At 66.0% G+C, this 13,383-nt stretch carries 16 protein-coding genes and 1 pseudogene; all 17 read left to right on the top strand.

The features are described 5' to 3' along the window. A pseudogene (locus L6D64_RS27695) lies at window positions 1-407 on the top strand (SCO family protein); the annotation flags it as partial. A gap of 23 nt (window positions 408-430) precedes the next feature. After that, a complete protein-coding gene (locus L6D64_RS27690; protein ID WP_373874263.1) occupies window positions 431-1,066 on the top strand; it encodes an SCO family protein in 636 nt (211 codons plus the stop codon). A 5-nt stretch (window positions 1,067-1,071) separates the two neighbouring features. Next, entirely contained in the window at window positions 1,072-2,736 is a 1,665-nt protein-coding gene (locus tag L6D64_RS27685) for a cytochrome c/ABC transporter substrate-binding protein (RefSeq protein WP_236192649.1), read from the top strand. Between the two features lie 12 nt (window positions 2,737-2,748). Further along, window positions 2,749-3,390, top strand: a complete 642-nt coding sequence (locus L6D64_RS27680) for a SurA N-terminal domain-containing protein (protein WP_236192648.1) — start codon at window positions 2,749-2,751, stop codon at window positions 3,388-3,390. A 237-nt stretch (window positions 3,391-3,627) separates the two neighbouring features. Next, on the top strand, window positions 3,628-4,161 hold the full coding sequence (locus L6D64_RS27675) for a response regulator (protein ID WP_176510395.1): 534 nt from the start codon (window positions 3,628-3,630) through the stop codon (window positions 4,159-4,161). 60 nt (window positions 4,162-4,221) lie between these two features. Then, window positions 4,222-5,904 (top strand): GspE/PulE family protein, encoded by a 1,683-nt coding sequence (locus L6D64_RS27670; RefSeq protein ID WP_236192647.1) that lies wholly within the window; start codon window positions 4,222-4,224, stop codon window positions 5,902-5,904. Next, complete coding sequence (locus tag L6D64_RS27665) at window positions 5,888-6,679, top strand: hypothetical protein (RefSeq protein ID WP_236192646.1); 792 nt, start codon at window positions 5,888-5,890, stop codon at window positions 6,677-6,679. The genes L6D64_RS27670 and L6D64_RS27665 overlap by 17 nt, the downstream gene beginning before the upstream one ends. A 1-nt stretch (window position 6,680) precedes the next feature. After that, complete coding sequence (locus L6D64_RS27660; RefSeq protein WP_186602967.1) at window positions 6,681-7,223, top strand: PilN domain-containing protein; 543 nt, start codon at window positions 6,681-6,683, stop codon at window positions 7,221-7,223. Then, a complete protein-coding gene (gene pilO, locus L6D64_RS27655) occupies window positions 7,210-7,761 on the top strand; it encodes a type 4a pilus biogenesis protein PilO (protein ID WP_236192645.1) in 552 nt (183 codons plus the stop codon). The genes L6D64_RS27660 and pilO overlap by 14 nt, the downstream gene beginning before the upstream one ends. Then, the gene (locus tag L6D64_RS27650) at window positions 7,761-8,270 is read left to right on the top strand and encodes a hypothetical protein (protein WP_236192644.1); all 510 of its coding nucleotides are present in this window, start codon (window positions 7,761-7,763) and stop codon (window positions 8,268-8,270) included. Before pilO ends, L6D64_RS27650 begins: the two co-directional genes overlap by 1 nt. Next, the gene (locus L6D64_RS27645; RefSeq protein WP_236192643.1) at window positions 8,267-10,147 is read left to right on the top strand and encodes a secretin N-terminal domain-containing protein; all 1,881 of its coding nucleotides are present in this window, start codon (window positions 8,267-8,269) and stop codon (window positions 10,145-10,147) included. Before L6D64_RS27650 ends, L6D64_RS27645 begins: the two co-directional genes overlap by 4 nt. Continuing rightward, a complete protein-coding gene (locus L6D64_RS27640; protein WP_176510364.1) occupies window positions 10,144-10,617 on the top strand; it encodes a type II secretion system protein in 474 nt (157 codons plus the stop codon). The genes L6D64_RS27645 and L6D64_RS27640 overlap by 4 nt, the downstream gene beginning before the upstream one ends. Before the next feature lie 5 nt (window positions 10,618-10,622). Further along, complete coding sequence (locus L6D64_RS27635; protein WP_176510365.1) at window positions 10,623-10,997, top strand: type II secretion system protein; 375 nt, start codon at window positions 10,623-10,625, stop codon at window positions 10,995-10,997. Continuing rightward, complete coding sequence (locus tag L6D64_RS27630) at window positions 10,972-11,499, top strand: type II secretion system protein (RefSeq protein WP_186602971.1); 528 nt, start codon at window positions 10,972-10,974, stop codon at window positions 11,497-11,499. Before L6D64_RS27635 ends, L6D64_RS27630 begins: the two co-directional genes overlap by 26 nt. Further along, window positions 11,496-11,897 carry a curli production assembly/transport protein CsgE gene (gene csgE / locus L6D64_RS27625; protein WP_176510367.1) on the top strand — a complete coding sequence of 134 codons (402 nt, stop codon included), beginning with the start codon at window positions 11,496-11,498 and terminating at the stop codon, window positions 11,895-11,897. The genes L6D64_RS27630 and csgE overlap by 4 nt, the downstream gene beginning before the upstream one ends. Beyond that, complete coding sequence (locus tag L6D64_RS27620) at window positions 11,894-12,307, top strand: curli assembly protein CsgF (protein ID WP_176510368.1); 414 nt, start codon at window positions 11,894-11,896, stop codon at window positions 12,305-12,307. Before csgE ends, L6D64_RS27620 begins: the two co-directional genes overlap by 4 nt. Window positions 12,308-12,341: 34 nt before the next feature. After that, window positions 12,342-13,193 (top strand): CsgG/HfaB family protein, encoded by an 852-nt coding sequence (locus L6D64_RS27615; protein ID WP_236192642.1) that lies wholly within the window; start codon window positions 12,342-12,344, stop codon window positions 13,191-13,193. The last annotated feature ends 190 nt before the right edge of the window (window positions 13,194-13,383 follow it).

Raw genomic sequence — 13,383 nt, 5'->3', positions numbered from 1 at the left:
CGGTGTGCCCGGTGGTGTAGTCGATAATGGGCAAGGGGCAGCAACAGCTGGGGGGGCGGGTGGGCGAGGAGATCCAGCTGGTGTCGATCAGCGTCGACCCGCAACGTGACGACGCCAAGCGCCTGCAGAGCTACGCCAAAGCCTTCCAGCATGGCCCGGGCTGGAGCTGGCTGACCGGCTCGCAGTATGCAGTCACCGAAACCCTCAAGGGCCTCGGCAGCTTCAGTGCCGACCTCAGCCAGCATCCGCCGCTGATTCTGGTGGGTGACGGCCGCACGGGCCACTGGACACGCTACTACGGCTTCACCGACCCGGCCGTGCTGGTCGAGGAAATCAACCGCCTGAGTGCTCGCCGCGTCCACGCCAAGAGCACCGCCATCGCCGAACGCAGTGAGGTGCAGCCATGAGCAGCACAACCCGCCACACCACGATGCGCAGCACTGACTGGCTGGCCCTGGTGGCCGTGCTGTGGATCCTCAGCGCGGTAGCGTTTGCCCATGAGGGCCATGGGCCACAGGGGCCCAGCCCGCAATCGGCACCGCCGGCCATGACCAGCGGTGGAGGCACCCGCGATGCGCAGGCCTGGTTCACCGACACCGTGCTCAAGGACCAGAACGGCCGCGAACTGCGCTTCTACAGCGATGTGCTCAAAGACAAGGTGGTGATGCTCAACGTGATCTTCACCCGCTGCACCGACGCCTGCCCGCTGATCACCCGCAAGCTGCGTGAGGTGCGCGACGCCATGGGGCCAGCGCTGGCCAGCCAGATGACCTTCGTGTCGATCAGCAGTGACCCGCTCAACGACACCCCGACAGCGCTCAAGGCCTTCGCCGAGAAGCAAGGTGCAGACAGCGCCAACTGGCTGTTCCTCACCGGCGACCAGGCCGCTATCGACCTGGTGCTGGGGCGCATCGGCCAGTTCCTGCCCAGCCCCGAGCAGCATTCGACCCAGCTGATTGCCGGTGACGTGGCCGGCAAGCGCTGGAGCAAGATCCGCCCGGATGCACCAGCGGCCGCCATTGCCCAGCGCATGCAGCTGCTGGCGCAACCGCTGGCTGGGCGATAGCAGCCATGGCTCGGTTTTTGTGGGAGCGGCCTTGCGTCGCGAAAGGGCTGCGCAGCAGCCCCGGGGATTGCTGCGTTGACGCTGAAAACGGGGGCCGCTGCGCGCCCCTTTCGCGACGCAAGGCCGCTCCCACAGGGTTTCGCATAACCTGTTCATTGCTGTTGGCACTCAGTGTTTTCCTTGCGCCTTGCGGTGCAACCCAGGCACTCGACCTTACGCCGACTGAACAAGCCGGCAAACGCTTGTACCGGTACGGGGTCTCGAGCAGCGACGCACAGCTGATGGCTCGGGTCGGCGCCAGCGACATGAGCGTACCCGCCAGCGTGCTGCCCTGCGCCAGCTGCCACGGGCTTGACGGGCGTGGGCGCGCCGAAGGCGGGGTACATCCACCCAGCCTCGACTGGCAACGCCTGGCGCTCGGGCAGGGCGAGCGACAAAGCAACGGTCGCCGCTACCCGGCCTACCGCGACGGCACGCTGGCCCGCGCGATCCAGCACGGCGTCGACCCCGCGGGGCAGCGACTGGACACCGCCATGCCGCGCTTCGAATTGACCCTGGCTGACCAGCGCAACCTCACGGCTTACCTCAAACGCCTGGGCGATGAACGTGACCCCGGGGTGGAAGCAGGCGTGCTGCGCCTGGGCACCTTGCTCCCGGCCCATGGCCCACTGGCTGAAGCCGGGCATGTGGTGCGTGCCGTGCTGGAGGATGGCCTGGCTCAGATCAACCAGCAGGGCGGCATTCATGGCCGACACCTGGAGCTGGTGGTCGCCGATACCGGCACCGACCCGGCCAGTGCCGAGCACGCCTTGCAGCGCCTGCTGGACCAGGAGCAGGTGTTCACCTTGATCACCCCGCTGGTGCCCATGCTCGATCAGCAACTGCCGACACTGCTCGAACAACGGGGCGTGCCGCTGATCGGCAGCACGCCACGCAGCGGCGGCAGCCCCCTGATTTTCGACCCGCTGCCGGGTGTCGCCAGCCAGTTGCTGAGCCTGGCAGCCCATGCCAAGGGCGCCCTCGGCTTGCCGCCAGATGGCTTGCGCGTGGTGTATGCCGGCAACGATCAGGCGGCATTGGCCGAGCAGGTGCGCCAACGCCTGCTCCAGCAAGGCTGGACGCCCGCACCGATCCTGGCCTTCGACGGCCAGGCCGTCGATGGCCAGGGCATCGTCTTCGTCGGCCGTGCCCAGGCCTTCGCCGCGCTAGCCCAGGCGCTGCACGCCGAAGGGCGTGCGCCATACCTGCTCGCCGCCTCCAGCCAGGTGGCCGCAGCGGTGGCCAGCGTGCCAGCGCGATGGTCGCAACGGCTGTTCCTGGCTTATCCGTTCTTGCCCGATGACTGGAGCGAGCAGGGCATGGCGACCCTGGCTGGCCTGCAACAGCGCCAGGGCCTCGACCCGCGCCAGGTGTCGCTGCAGGTCAACGCCCTGTGTGCCCTCAAACTGCTGTCGGAAGCCCTGAAGCAGGTGGGGCGCGAGGCCAGCCGCGAACGGCTGGTGGGCGCCCTGGAGCGCCTGCACGATATCGATACCGGCCTGACCCCGGCGCTGGGCTTCGGCCCCGGCAGGCGCCAGGGTATGGCTGGCGCCCATGTCGTCGCGGTGGCGCTGCCTGGGCCGCGCTTCAGCGCCGTCGCCGCGTACCGGCCGTTGCCGGACAGCCCTTGAACGGAGGTGCTCATGCGATTCCTGTTGCTGTGCCTGCTGCTGGTGGCCGCCAAGGCGAGCTGGGCCGACGTGCCCGCTGCGCGGGTCAACGGCGTGACTATCGACCTGCTGCGCCTTGAGCGCTATTTTTCCGAATATCTGCAGGCACAGGGCAGGGCAGTGGCCAGCATTCGCAATCCGACGCTGTACAAGCGCCTGCGCGAGCAAGCACTGGATGAACTGATCGACAAGGAATTGCTCTGGCAGGAAGCCCAGCGCCAGGGTATTCACATCAGTGATGAGCAGGTATCAGCGCAAGTCAGCGAAATCGAAGCAGCCTTCGCCAGCCCGGCACTGTTCGCAAGGCGCCTGGCAGATGCAGGATTCGATCGTGCAGAGTACGCTGATTACATGCGCCGCGAGATGGCCGCGCAGCGGGTGTATGCTCAGCTCAGCGCGGTTGACGAACCCAGCCAGGCCGAAGTCGCGGCGTTCTACCAGGCCAACCGGCAAACCCTGCAAGGAGCGCAGAACCAAAGTGTTAGTCCATCGGTCATACCCGAACCGGCCCTGCAACGGGCCAAGGCTGCGCTCATCGGCCAGTTGCAGGCGCAGGCGCGCCAATCCGTGCGCCAACGTTTGCGCCAATCCGCTACAGTGGAGATCGCCGACTGACGCCCTTGAATGGGTTTCCCCAAAGCTGGGGAATAGCACTTTGGCAAAGTGCCATCAGTTTCCCCGTATGTGGGGAACAAGGCCTGCGCCTGTGTCGTGGTGTTTGCTGCAACCTAGCGGGATCAAAGACTTACAGTGGTGCGAGATGACAATTCATGCCTGGCACGAAGCCTGCTCTAGCCTTGTCGAGGCCGCACTTCGCAACCCGGGTAACCGGGCAGTATTTGGGAGTCGACCTTGGTGAACAGAGTATTGGTAGTCGATGACGAACAGACCCTTGCGCAAAACCTGCAAGCGTACCTGCAGGCGCAAGGCCTGGAAGTTCACGTCGCCCACGACGGTGCCAGTGGTATCGAGCAGGCTCAAAGCCTGGCACCGGACGTGATTGTGCTGGATTACCGCTTGCCCGACATGGTGGGGTTCCAACTCCTGGAGACCGTGCGCAAGAACAGGCAGTGCCATTTCGTGCTGATCACCGCCCACCCGACTGCCGAAGTCCGTGAGCGAGCTGCCGAACTTGGCGTGAGTCATGTCCTGTTCAAGCCGTTCCCGTTGGCCGAACTGGCCCGCGCGATCTTCGACCTGACGGGCATCGAGCGCCGGCGCAGGGCCACTGACGATCCAGCCGAAGGGTTTGTCGAACGACGCCAGAACAGGAACGAGTCGTTCCCCTTGCAGTTGTACGATGGTAGCTGGGTGTTGGCCGATCGCCGCCGTAATGGCGCCAAGCCCCCAGGACCTGACGACGAACAACTGCTCACCGGGGAATAGCGGCGCCCGCTGCCCTGGCCAAGCCAGCCCGCGACGCGCCCCTGAGCGGAGTCGCAGGCCATGGCAGACGTATTCGAAACAGGTGCAGGCAAGTACAGCGCCTATCCCCGCGACCTCCTGGCCCAGGCCCGCCTGCAAGCGGGCGACGAGCGTCTGCTCAACTGCCTGGAGCGCCTGGCCAACGACACCCCCGACCGCTTCATCCAGCGCCTTGGCCTGACCCTGCATTACCCGGTGCTGGCCACCCAGCTACTGCTGGCCAGCACTGCGCGCTTCGACACGGTCAGCCTGGCCCAGTGCCTGAAGCACGAGTTCGTGATGATCGAGCAGGACGGCCAACTGATCGGCGTGTTCGCCGACCCCTTCGACCACGCCCGCCTGGCCTGGATCGACGACAACCTGCAAGGCGCGCCGCTGTACCTGGCCCACGCTGCCGACCTGGCCACCTTCCTGGCCCGCCACGAAGAAAGCTTCCATGCCGTCGATGCCCTTGATCATGACTCGGAAACCAGCGGTGAAAGCGACCCGCTGCAACGCCTGTCGCTGACCAGCATCAGCGAAGACCAGAGCAAGGTGGTGAAGCTGGTCAATTCCACCCTGTACGACGCGCTCAAACAGCACGCCAGCGACATCCACCTGGGGATGACTGGCCAAGGCCTGGTCATCAAGTACCGCATCGACGGCGTGCTCAATGGCGCTGGCAAGGCCAGTGGCAGCGCCTTCGCCGATCAGGTGATCTCGCGCATCAAGGTCATGGCCGAGCTGGACATCGGTGAAAAACGCGTGCCCCAGGATGGCCGCTTCAAGGTCGCCATCGGCGAGCGGCAGATCGATTTCCGGGTGTCGATCATGCCGAGCATCTTCGGTGAGGATGCGGTGCTGCGGGTGCTCGACAAGCAGGACCTGTCCGACCGCGTCAGCGGCGTGCAGCTACAGGCCCTCGGTTTTGCCGAGCAAACCCTGTGCGCCCTGCGCCGGCTGGCCTGCGAGCCCTACGGCATGATCCTGGTCACCGGCCCCACCGGCAGCGGCAAGACCACCACCCTGTACGCCATGCTCAGCGAGATCAACCATGGCGTCGACAAGATCATCACCATCGAAGACCCGGTCGAGTACCAGCTGCCCGGCGTGCTGCAGATTCCGGTCAACGAGAAGAAGGGCCTGACCTTCGCCCGTGGCCTGCGCTCGATCCTGCGCCATGACCCGGACAAGATCCTGGTCGGAGAGATCCGCGACCCGGACACCGCACAGATCGCCGTGCAGTCGGCGCTGACCGGCCACCTGGTGTTCACCACCATCCACGCCAACAACGTCTTCGATGTGATCGGCCGCTTCAGCCAGATGCAGGTCGACCCCTACAGCTTCGTCTCCGCCCTCAACGCGGTGCTGGCCCAGCGCCTGATCCGCCTGGCCTGCCCGCACTGCTGCACGCCGTGCGAGGTCGATGACCAGGCCCTGGCCGCCTCGGGCCTGACCCGCGAAGCGGTCAGCGGCTGGACATTCGTTCGCGCCCAGGGCTGCGGCCAGTGCCGTGGCAGCGGCTACCGCGGCCGCAGCGCGATTGCCGAACTGCTGCACCTGGACGACGACCTGCGGCAGATGATCGTCGAACGCCGCCCCCTGTCGCAGATCAAGCAACTGGCCTGCCAACGCGGCCTGCGCCTGCTGCGTGCCTCGGCCCTGGACCTGGTCCGTGATGGCCGCACCACACTCGAGGAGATCAACCGTGTCACATTCATCTGATCGTGGCTCTTGCAAGTACAGCGCCGTGCTTGGCGCTGACGGGGTCGGCCTGGGTCGCTCGTGCGGCAATCAAATGCAGTGGCTTGGCAGCCGCGCATTCACCTGCGATGCCGCGCAACCGGCCTGGGAAGCGGCCTTGCAAGCCTTGGCTGCACTGCTGGCCGAACACGCCGTCAAGAGCGCCCCGTTGCGCGTGCTGCTGTCGGCCCGTTACAGCCGCTTCTGTCTGGTGCCGTGGAGCGATGCCATCGGCCAGCCTCGCGAGCTGGATGCCTACGCCCGGGCCTGCTTCGAGCAGCTCTACGGCCAGTCGCTCGGTGACTGGCGCATCGTCCTTTCGCCGGAGCCCGCCGGGGCCGCACGTATCGCCACCGCGCTGCCAGAAGCCCTGCTGCTGGGGCTGCAGAGCCTGGGGCGGGACAGCCGCTTGAGCCTGCGCTCGGTGCAGCCCTACCTGATGGCTGCCTACAACCGCTGCTCAGCGCAGCTGGAGCAGGGCGACTTCCTGTTCGTGCTCGCCGAACCCCGCCGCAGCGTGCTGCTGCTGGCCGCTGGCGGTGCCTGGCAACAGGTGCTGACCCAAGGCTGCGCTGACAGCGACCAGGCCCTGCGGGCACTGATCGAACGCACCTGTGAGCTGTACGGCGAGCGACTGCCACGGGTGTACCTGCATGCCGCAGGGCGCGGCGACGTACCGCAACTGGCGGCCGTGCAGTTGTGCCAGCCGGCTGGCGACAGCGACCCGCTGTGCGCCATGTGGCGGGCGGTGGCCTGACATGCGCCGCCTCGACCTGGAATTTCAGCCCCGTCGCAGCGGCCCGTTGGCCTGGTCGCTGCTGGCCCTGGGCGCAGTCGCAGTCGCCGGGCTGGTGCTGGTGCACCAGCAGCTGCAGGCCGAGCAGGCAGACCTGGAAACCCAGCTGCACAGCCTGGAACTGCAACTGGGCCGCCGCCCGGCCCCGGTCGCCCCGCAGAACAGCGCCGCCAGCCGCGAACAGGCCGAACGCCTGGCGCAGATGCGCAGCGTCTCGCAGCAACTGCAACGGCCCTGGCAACAGCTGTTCGCCATGCTCGAAGCGCAGCCACAGGACGACGTGGCACTGCTGACCCTGACCCCGGACGCGCGCAAGGGCCAGGTGCGCATCACGGCCGAGGCCCGCAACCTGGAAGCGATGCTGCAGTACCACCAACGCCTGGAGCAAAGCGACGCGCTCAGCGATGTCTCGCTGCTCAACCACGAAGTGCTGGCCGGGCAACCCGAGCACCCGGTGCGCTTCAACCTTACTGCGACCTGGGAGATTGGCCATGCGCGTCCCTAGTCTGATCATTCATGAGCAACTGCGCCGCATCGGACCGGTCGGCCTGGGCGCCGCCGCGGTCGCCGTGCTCGCCGTCGGTGTCGCCATGCTTGGCATAGCCCCCGAGTGGCAGGCCGTGCGCGAACTGCGTGCCAGCGAAGCGGATGCCAGCGTGCAGGTCGAACGGGTCAAGCGCGGCGAGCTGAAGATTGCCGTCAAGCCCGAGCAACAGGCGCTGGACAGCCTGCGCCAGCAGCTGCCCGGGCAGCCTGAAGCGAGCGAGCTGATCGAGCGCCTGTACCACCTGGCCAGTGCCGAGCACATCAGCCTGGCGCGTGGCGAATACGCCCTGGGGGTCGATCCCAAGACCCAGCTGTCGCGCTACCAGATCATCCTGCCAGTACGTGGCAGCTATCCGCAGATCCGCGGCTTCCTGCGCGGGCTGATCGGCCAGCTGCCGACCCTGGTGCTCGAAGACCTCGAACTGCAACGCAAGACCATCGGCGATACCGAACTCACCGGCCGGGTGCGCCTGACCCTCTACCTGTCGAGGTCGTGATGAATACACAACGCGCAGTGATATGGGTCGGGTTCCTGGGCGTGTCGGCAGCGCTGGCATGGGCGCCGGGGCACTGGTTCAACCAGGAAGACAGCGTCGCACCCTTCGCGGGCAAGCCCGCTCCCACAGGGTCGGCGTCGCATGCGCAACCTGTGGGAGCGGGTGAGCCGGCGAAAGGGCCGGAACAGGCCTCCAGAGATCTGTTCCCACCCCAGCAATGGACCAAACCACAAACCTTGGCCACCGTCACCGAGCAACCCGTAGCCGCCGCGCCCGTGGTAGCCGCAACCCCAACCGCCCCGGCGCTGCCGTTCCAGTTCGTCGGCCGCATGGGCGACCGCGACGACCTGCAGATCTTCCTGCAGAGCGGCGAAAAGCTCTACGTCGTGCGCAAGGGCGACGTGATCGACAGTACCTATCGCCTCGACAGAGTCTCGGCCAATGAGCTGGACCTGGTTTATCTGCCTTTGCATCAGTCACAGACCTTGTCTGTAGGGAGCGCACCATGAAGTCGTCGAAACTGTGCAAGCCTGCTCCGTTCATGCTCCTGGCGCTGTGCGTGGCCATTGCCGGCTGCGGCTCCAGCGGGGTGCGCAAGGACAGCGCCGAGCTGATGAAGGAGGGCCAGTACGAGGCCGGCATCGCCCGCCTGGAAGAGGCCCTGAGCGAGAACCCGCGCGACACGGAGCTGAACATCGCCCTGGCCCACGGCCGCCAGGCAGCGGTGGAAGCGCTGATCAGCCAGGCGGATGCCGACCGCATCCGCCACGACTTCAGCAGCGCCCGCACCGGCTACAGCCGGGTGCTGACCCTCGAGCCGAACAACCGCCGTGCCCAGGAAGGCATCCGCCATCTGGAGCTGATCCGCACCCTCGACGAGCGTGTCGCGCTGGGCCAGGCTGCGCTGCGCCAGGGCGACCTGTTCGGCGCCGAGCGCTACATGCGCGAAGTGCTGCGCCTGGACCCACAGAACCAGAAGGGCGTGGCCCTGCGCACCGACATCGAGAACGTCCAGGCCCGCACTGCAACGCCTTACCCGCAGCTGCGCAGCAAGCTGGAGCGCCCGGTCACCCTGGAGTTTCGCGACGCCGGCCTGAAGACCATCTTCGAGGTGCTGTCGCAGGTCGCCGGCATCAACTTCATCTTCGACAAGGACCTGCGCCCGGACATGAAGGCCACCATCTTCGTGCGTGACGTGCGCATCGAGGATGCCGTGGCGCTGCTGCTGGAGCAGAACCAGTTGCGGCAGAAGATCGTCAACGACAACACCTTGCTGATCTACCCCGATTCACCGCAGAAGACCAAGGACTACCAGGAACTGGTCATGCGCACCTTCTACCTGACCAGCATCGACGCCAATACCGCGCTGAACATGGTCAAGACCATGCTCAAGACCCGTGACGTGTTCGTCGACGAACGCCTCAACACCCTGACCATGCGTGACACCCCCGACGCCGTGCGCATGGCCGAGAAGCTGCTGCAGTCGCAGGACCAGTCCAACCCCGAAGTGGTGCTGGAAGTGGAGGTGATGGAAGTCGCCACCTCGCGCATCCTCGACCTTGGCCTGCAATGGCCCAACACCTTCGGTGTGCTGACCGACGACGGCAACCCGGTCAGCGTGCTCGACCAGCTGCGCGGCATCAACTCCAGCCGTATCAGCATCTCGCCGGCACCGCAGGCCAAGATCAATGCCCAGGACAAGGACATCAACACCTTGGCCAGCCCGGTGATCCGCGTCAGCAACCGCGAGCAGGCGCGTATCCACATCGGCCAGCGGGTACCGATCATCAGTGCCACTTCGGTCCCGTCCACTCAAGGCCCGGTGATCACCGAAAGCGTGACCTACCTGGACGTCGGCCTCAAGCTCGAAGTACAGCCAACGGTGCACCTGAACAACGAAGTGGCGATCAAGATTGCCCTGGAAGTGAGTAACGCCACCCCCCTGGAGGCCACCCGCCAGGGCACCATCCCGGTCCAGGTCGATACCCGCAACGCGCAGACCAGCCTGCGCCTGCACGACGGCGAAACCCAGGTGCTGGCCGGCCTGGTGCGCAACGACCACAACGCCGCCGGCAACAAGATCCCCGGCCTTGGCGACATCCCTGGCCTGGGGCGGCTGTTCGGCAGCAACAAGGACGACATGAGCAAGTCCGAGCTGGTGCTGGCGATCACCCCACGGATCGTGCGTAACCTGCCGTACCAGAGCCCTTCGGACATGGAGTTCGGCACCGGCACCGAGTCGAGCATGCAGGTGCGCCAGGCGGCGCCGCTGCCCGTGCGTGATGTGCCAGGCGACGTGCCGAGCGATAGCCAGGACAGCGCCCCGGCGATCCAGAGCCAAGTGGCCACTGCCCCAGCCACCGTCACTGTGAGCCCACGGCCATGAAACGCCGCCAGCAGGGATTCAGCCTGATCGAAGTGGTGCTGACCCTGGCCCTGCTAGGGATGCTCGCGAGCATGGCTGCACCGTTGACCGAGACGGTGGTGCGCCGTGGCAAGGAGCAGCAGCTGCGCGAGGCGCTGTACCAGATCCGCGACGCCATCGACGCCTACAAGCGCGCCTTTGACGCCGGCTACATCGAGAAGCGCCTGGATGCCAGCGGCTACCCGCCGAACCTGCAGGTGCTGGTCGACGGCGTGCGCGATGTGCGCAGTGCCAAGGGCGCCAAGTTCTACTTCCTGCGGCGTATTCCCCACGACCCGCTGGTGGCGGCCAGGAACGAGGACGAAGGCGGTTGGGGCCTGCGTGCGTACGCCAGCAGCCCGGACAACCCGCGTGAAGGCGAGGACGTCTTCGACGTGTATTCCAAGGCCCGCGGCAAAGGCCTCAACAACATCCCTTACGGGCAATGGTGACAGCCATGAAGCGCAGCAAAGGCTTCACCCTGATCGAATTGCTGGTGGTGATGGCGATCATCGCCACGCTGATGACCATCGCCATGCCGCGCTACTTCAACAGCCTGGACAGCTCCCGCGAGGCCACCCTGCGCCAGAGCCTGGCGGTGCTGCGCGAAGCCCTGGACCATTACTACGGCGACACCGGCCATTACCCGGATTCACTGGAGCAACTGGTCGAGCAGCGTTACCTGCGCAATACCCCGATCGACCCGATCACCGAGCGCAGCGACGCCTGGCAGCTGGTGCCACCGCCCGAAGGCGTGGCCGGCGGCGTCGCCGATATCAAGAGCGGTGCCACAGGGAGGGCGCGTGATGGCAGCCTGTTCGCCGAATGGTAAGGCCAGCGCCGGCTTCACCTACCTGGGCGTGCTGCTGCTGATCGCGATCAGCAGCGTGGCCCTGGCCGCTACCGGCACGGTGTGGTCAAGCGTTGCCCAGCGCGAGCATGAACGCGAACTGCTGTGGGTCGGTGGCCAGTATGCCCAGGCCCTGCGCAGCTACTATCGCGCCTCGCCAGGCCTGGCCCAGTACCCCAAGGAGCTGGCCGACCTGCTCGAAGACAACCGCTTCCCGGAGGCCAAGCGGCACATCCGCCGGCTGTACCCGGACCCGATCACCAACAGTGACGACTGGGGCCTGCTGCGCGCCATCGATGGCCGTATCACCGGGGTGCACAGCCGCTCCGACGCCACACCGTTCAAGCGCAGTGGCTTCGACATGCAGTTTTCCGGTTTCGAAGGCCTGGAGCATTACAGCGACTGGCAGTTCGTTGCCGAGCAGGCTTTCAACGAAAGCGCCGGCGGCGCCCGTACCCATGCCGGCCCGGGAGACACGCCATGAAATGCCTGCACGCCCTGTGCCTGAGCCTGCTGTTGGCAGCCGGGTCGCCGGGCGCAGCCATGGCCGACGCCGAGGACGAGATGAAGGGTTTCATCGTCGACAACACCATCTCGCACATCGGCCACGACTTTTACTACTACTTCGCCGACCGCCTGCGCGCCACCAGCCGGCTGGATTTCAACTTGGTGGTACGCGAGCGCCCGGATGCCCGTTGGGGCAGCCTGGTGACCGTGGAGTTCGACCGTGACGTGCTGTACCGGCGCTTTCTGCCACCGAACGTCACGCAATTAAAAGAAGAGGCCGTCGCGGCCGCCGACCTGGTCAAGCAGGAAGTCATCCAGCGCAAGCTGCAACGGCTGCTGCAGGACACCACTGATCTGGATAGGGATGAGCTATGAACACGTGCATACCCCGTTGCCTTGCGGCTGGCCTGCTGTTCGGCGCCTGCGCCGTCCACGCCACCGAACTGGTGTACACCCCGGTCAACCCGGCGTTCGGCGGCAACCCGTTGAACGGCACCTGGCTGCTCAACAACGCCCAGGCGCAGAACGACCATGACGACCCGGACCTGAAGGATCGCGCGTCCGCCATCAACGGGACCTCGGCCCTGGAGCGCTTCAGCAACCAGCTGGAGTCGCGGATGCTGTCGCAGCTGATGGACAACATCAGCAACGGCAAGACCGGCAGCATGGCCACCGACGCGTTCCTGATCGATGTGATCGATGACTCCGGTGCGCTGAGCATCAAGGTCACCGACCGCGCCACAGGGGAAACGTCGCTCATTGAGGTCAGTGGCCTGAACCCCTGAGCGGGACGGGTCGTTTAGCTGGGGAGAGAGCACCATGAAACGTCTGCTGAGCACTCTAGTGATTGTCGCCACACTTGCCGGCCTGCAAGGTTGTGGCCTGCGCGAGCCGATGCCGGCCGAGCAGGACAGCGAAACCCCGACCCTGACGCCGCGGGCCTCGACCTACTACGACCTGATCAACATGCCGCGCCCCAAGGGCCGCCTGATGGCCGTGGTGTATGGCTTCCGCGACCAGACCGGGCAATACAAGCCGACCCCGGCCAGCTCGTTCTCCACCAGCGTCACCCAGGGGGCGGCGAGCATGCTGATGGATGCGCTGAATGCCAGCGGCTGGTTCGTGGTGCTGGAGCGTGAAGGCCTGCAGAACCTGCTGACCGAACGCAAGATCATCCGTGCTTCGCAGAAAAAGCCCGACGTGCCGGAAAACATCATGAGCGAACTGCCACCGCTGCAGGCCGCCAACCTGATGCTCGAAGGCGGCATCATCGCCTACGACACCAACGTGCGCAGTGGCGGCGAGGGCGCCCGTTACCTGGGCGTCGACATCTCCCGCGAGTACCGGGTCGACCAGGTCACGGTCAACCTGCGTGCGGTGGACGTGCGTACCGGGCAGGTGCTGGCCAACGTGATGACCAGCAAGACCATCTACTCGATCGGCCGTAATGCCGGGGTGTTCAAGTTCATCGAGTTCAAGAAGTTGCTGGAAGCCGAGGTTGGCTACACCACCAACGAACCGGCGCAGCTGTGCGTGTTGTCGGCGATCGAGGCAGCGGTGGGGCACCTGCTGGCCCAGGGGATCGAGCGGCGGCTGTGGCAGGTGGCGGGGGAACCGGGGGAAGGCAAGGCAGAGGTGGACAAATTCCTCAGCCAGAACCAGCCGCAGTGATCAACCTGTACCGGCCTCTTCGCGGGTGAACCCGCTCCCACAGGCGTTGCGTGATCTCAAGTACGACGCCGTCCCTGTGGGAGCGGGTTCACCCGCGAAGAGGCCGGCCCTGCTTACTCCCACGGGCGTTGCGAGATCTCGAGTGCGACGCCGTCCCTGTGGGAGCGGGTTCACCCGCGAAGAGGCCGGC

The sequence above is a fragment of the Pseudomonas urethralis genome, assembly GCF_021602465.1.
Classification (GTDB): Bacteria; Pseudomonadota; Gammaproteobacteria; order Pseudomonadales; family Pseudomonadaceae; genus Aquipseudomonas; species Aquipseudomonas vlassakiae.
Note: the sequence above shows the minus strand (reverse complement) of the source record. Positions and strands in the feature narration are given on the sequence as shown.

Bases quoted from the DNA above. Each gene is read 5' to 3' on its own strand.
- L6D64_RS27640 (WP_176510364.1), top strand. From the start codon at position 10,144: ATGAAACGCCGCCAGCAGGGATTCAGCCTGATCGAAGTGGTGCTGACC.
- L6D64_RS27630 (WP_186602971.1), top strand. From the start codon at position 10,972: ATGGCAGCCTGTTCGCCGAATGGTAAGGCCAGCGCCGGCTTCACCTAC.
- L6D64_RS27615 (WP_236192642.1), top strand. From the start codon at position 12,342: ATGAAACGTCTGCTGAGCACTCTAGTGATTGTCGCCACACTTGCCGGC.
- L6D64_RS27660 (WP_186602967.1), top strand. From the start codon at position 6,681: ATGCGCCGCCTCGACCTGGAATTTCAGCCCCGTCGCAGCGGCCCGTTG.
- L6D64_RS27670 (WP_236192647.1), top strand. From the start codon at position 4,222: ATGGCAGACGTATTCGAAACAGGTGCAGGCAAGTACAGCGCCTATCCC.
- csgE (WP_176510367.1), top strand. From the start codon at position 11,496: ATGAAATGCCTGCACGCCCTGTGCCTGAGCCTGCTGTTGGCAGCCGGG.
- L6D64_RS27680 (WP_236192648.1), top strand. From the start codon at position 2,749: ATGCGATTCCTGTTGCTGTGCCTGCTGCTGGTGGCCGCCAAGGCGAGC.
- L6D64_RS27685 (WP_236192649.1), top strand. From the start codon at position 1,072: ATGGCTCGGTTTTTGTGGGAGCGGCCTTGCGTCGCGAAAGGGCTGCGC.
- L6D64_RS27635 (WP_176510365.1), top strand. From the start codon at position 10,623: ATGAAGCGCAGCAAAGGCTTCACCCTGATCGAATTGCTGGTGGTGATG.
- L6D64_RS27620 (WP_176510368.1), top strand. From the start codon at position 11,894: ATGAACACGTGCATACCCCGTTGCCTTGCGGCTGGCCTGCTGTTCGGC.
- pilO (WP_236192645.1), top strand. From the start codon at position 7,210: ATGCGCGTCCCTAGTCTGATCATTCATGAGCAACTGCGCCGCATCGGA.
- L6D64_RS27650 (WP_236192644.1), top strand. From the start codon at position 7,761: ATGAATACACAACGCGCAGTGATATGGGTCGGGTTCCTGGGCGTGTCG.
- L6D64_RS27645 (WP_236192643.1), top strand. From the start codon at position 8,267: ATGAAGTCGTCGAAACTGTGCAAGCCTGCTCCGTTCATGCTCCTGGCG.
- L6D64_RS27690 (WP_373874263.1), top strand. From the start codon at position 431: ATGCGCAGCACTGACTGGCTGGCCCTGGTGGCCGTGCTGTGGATCCTC.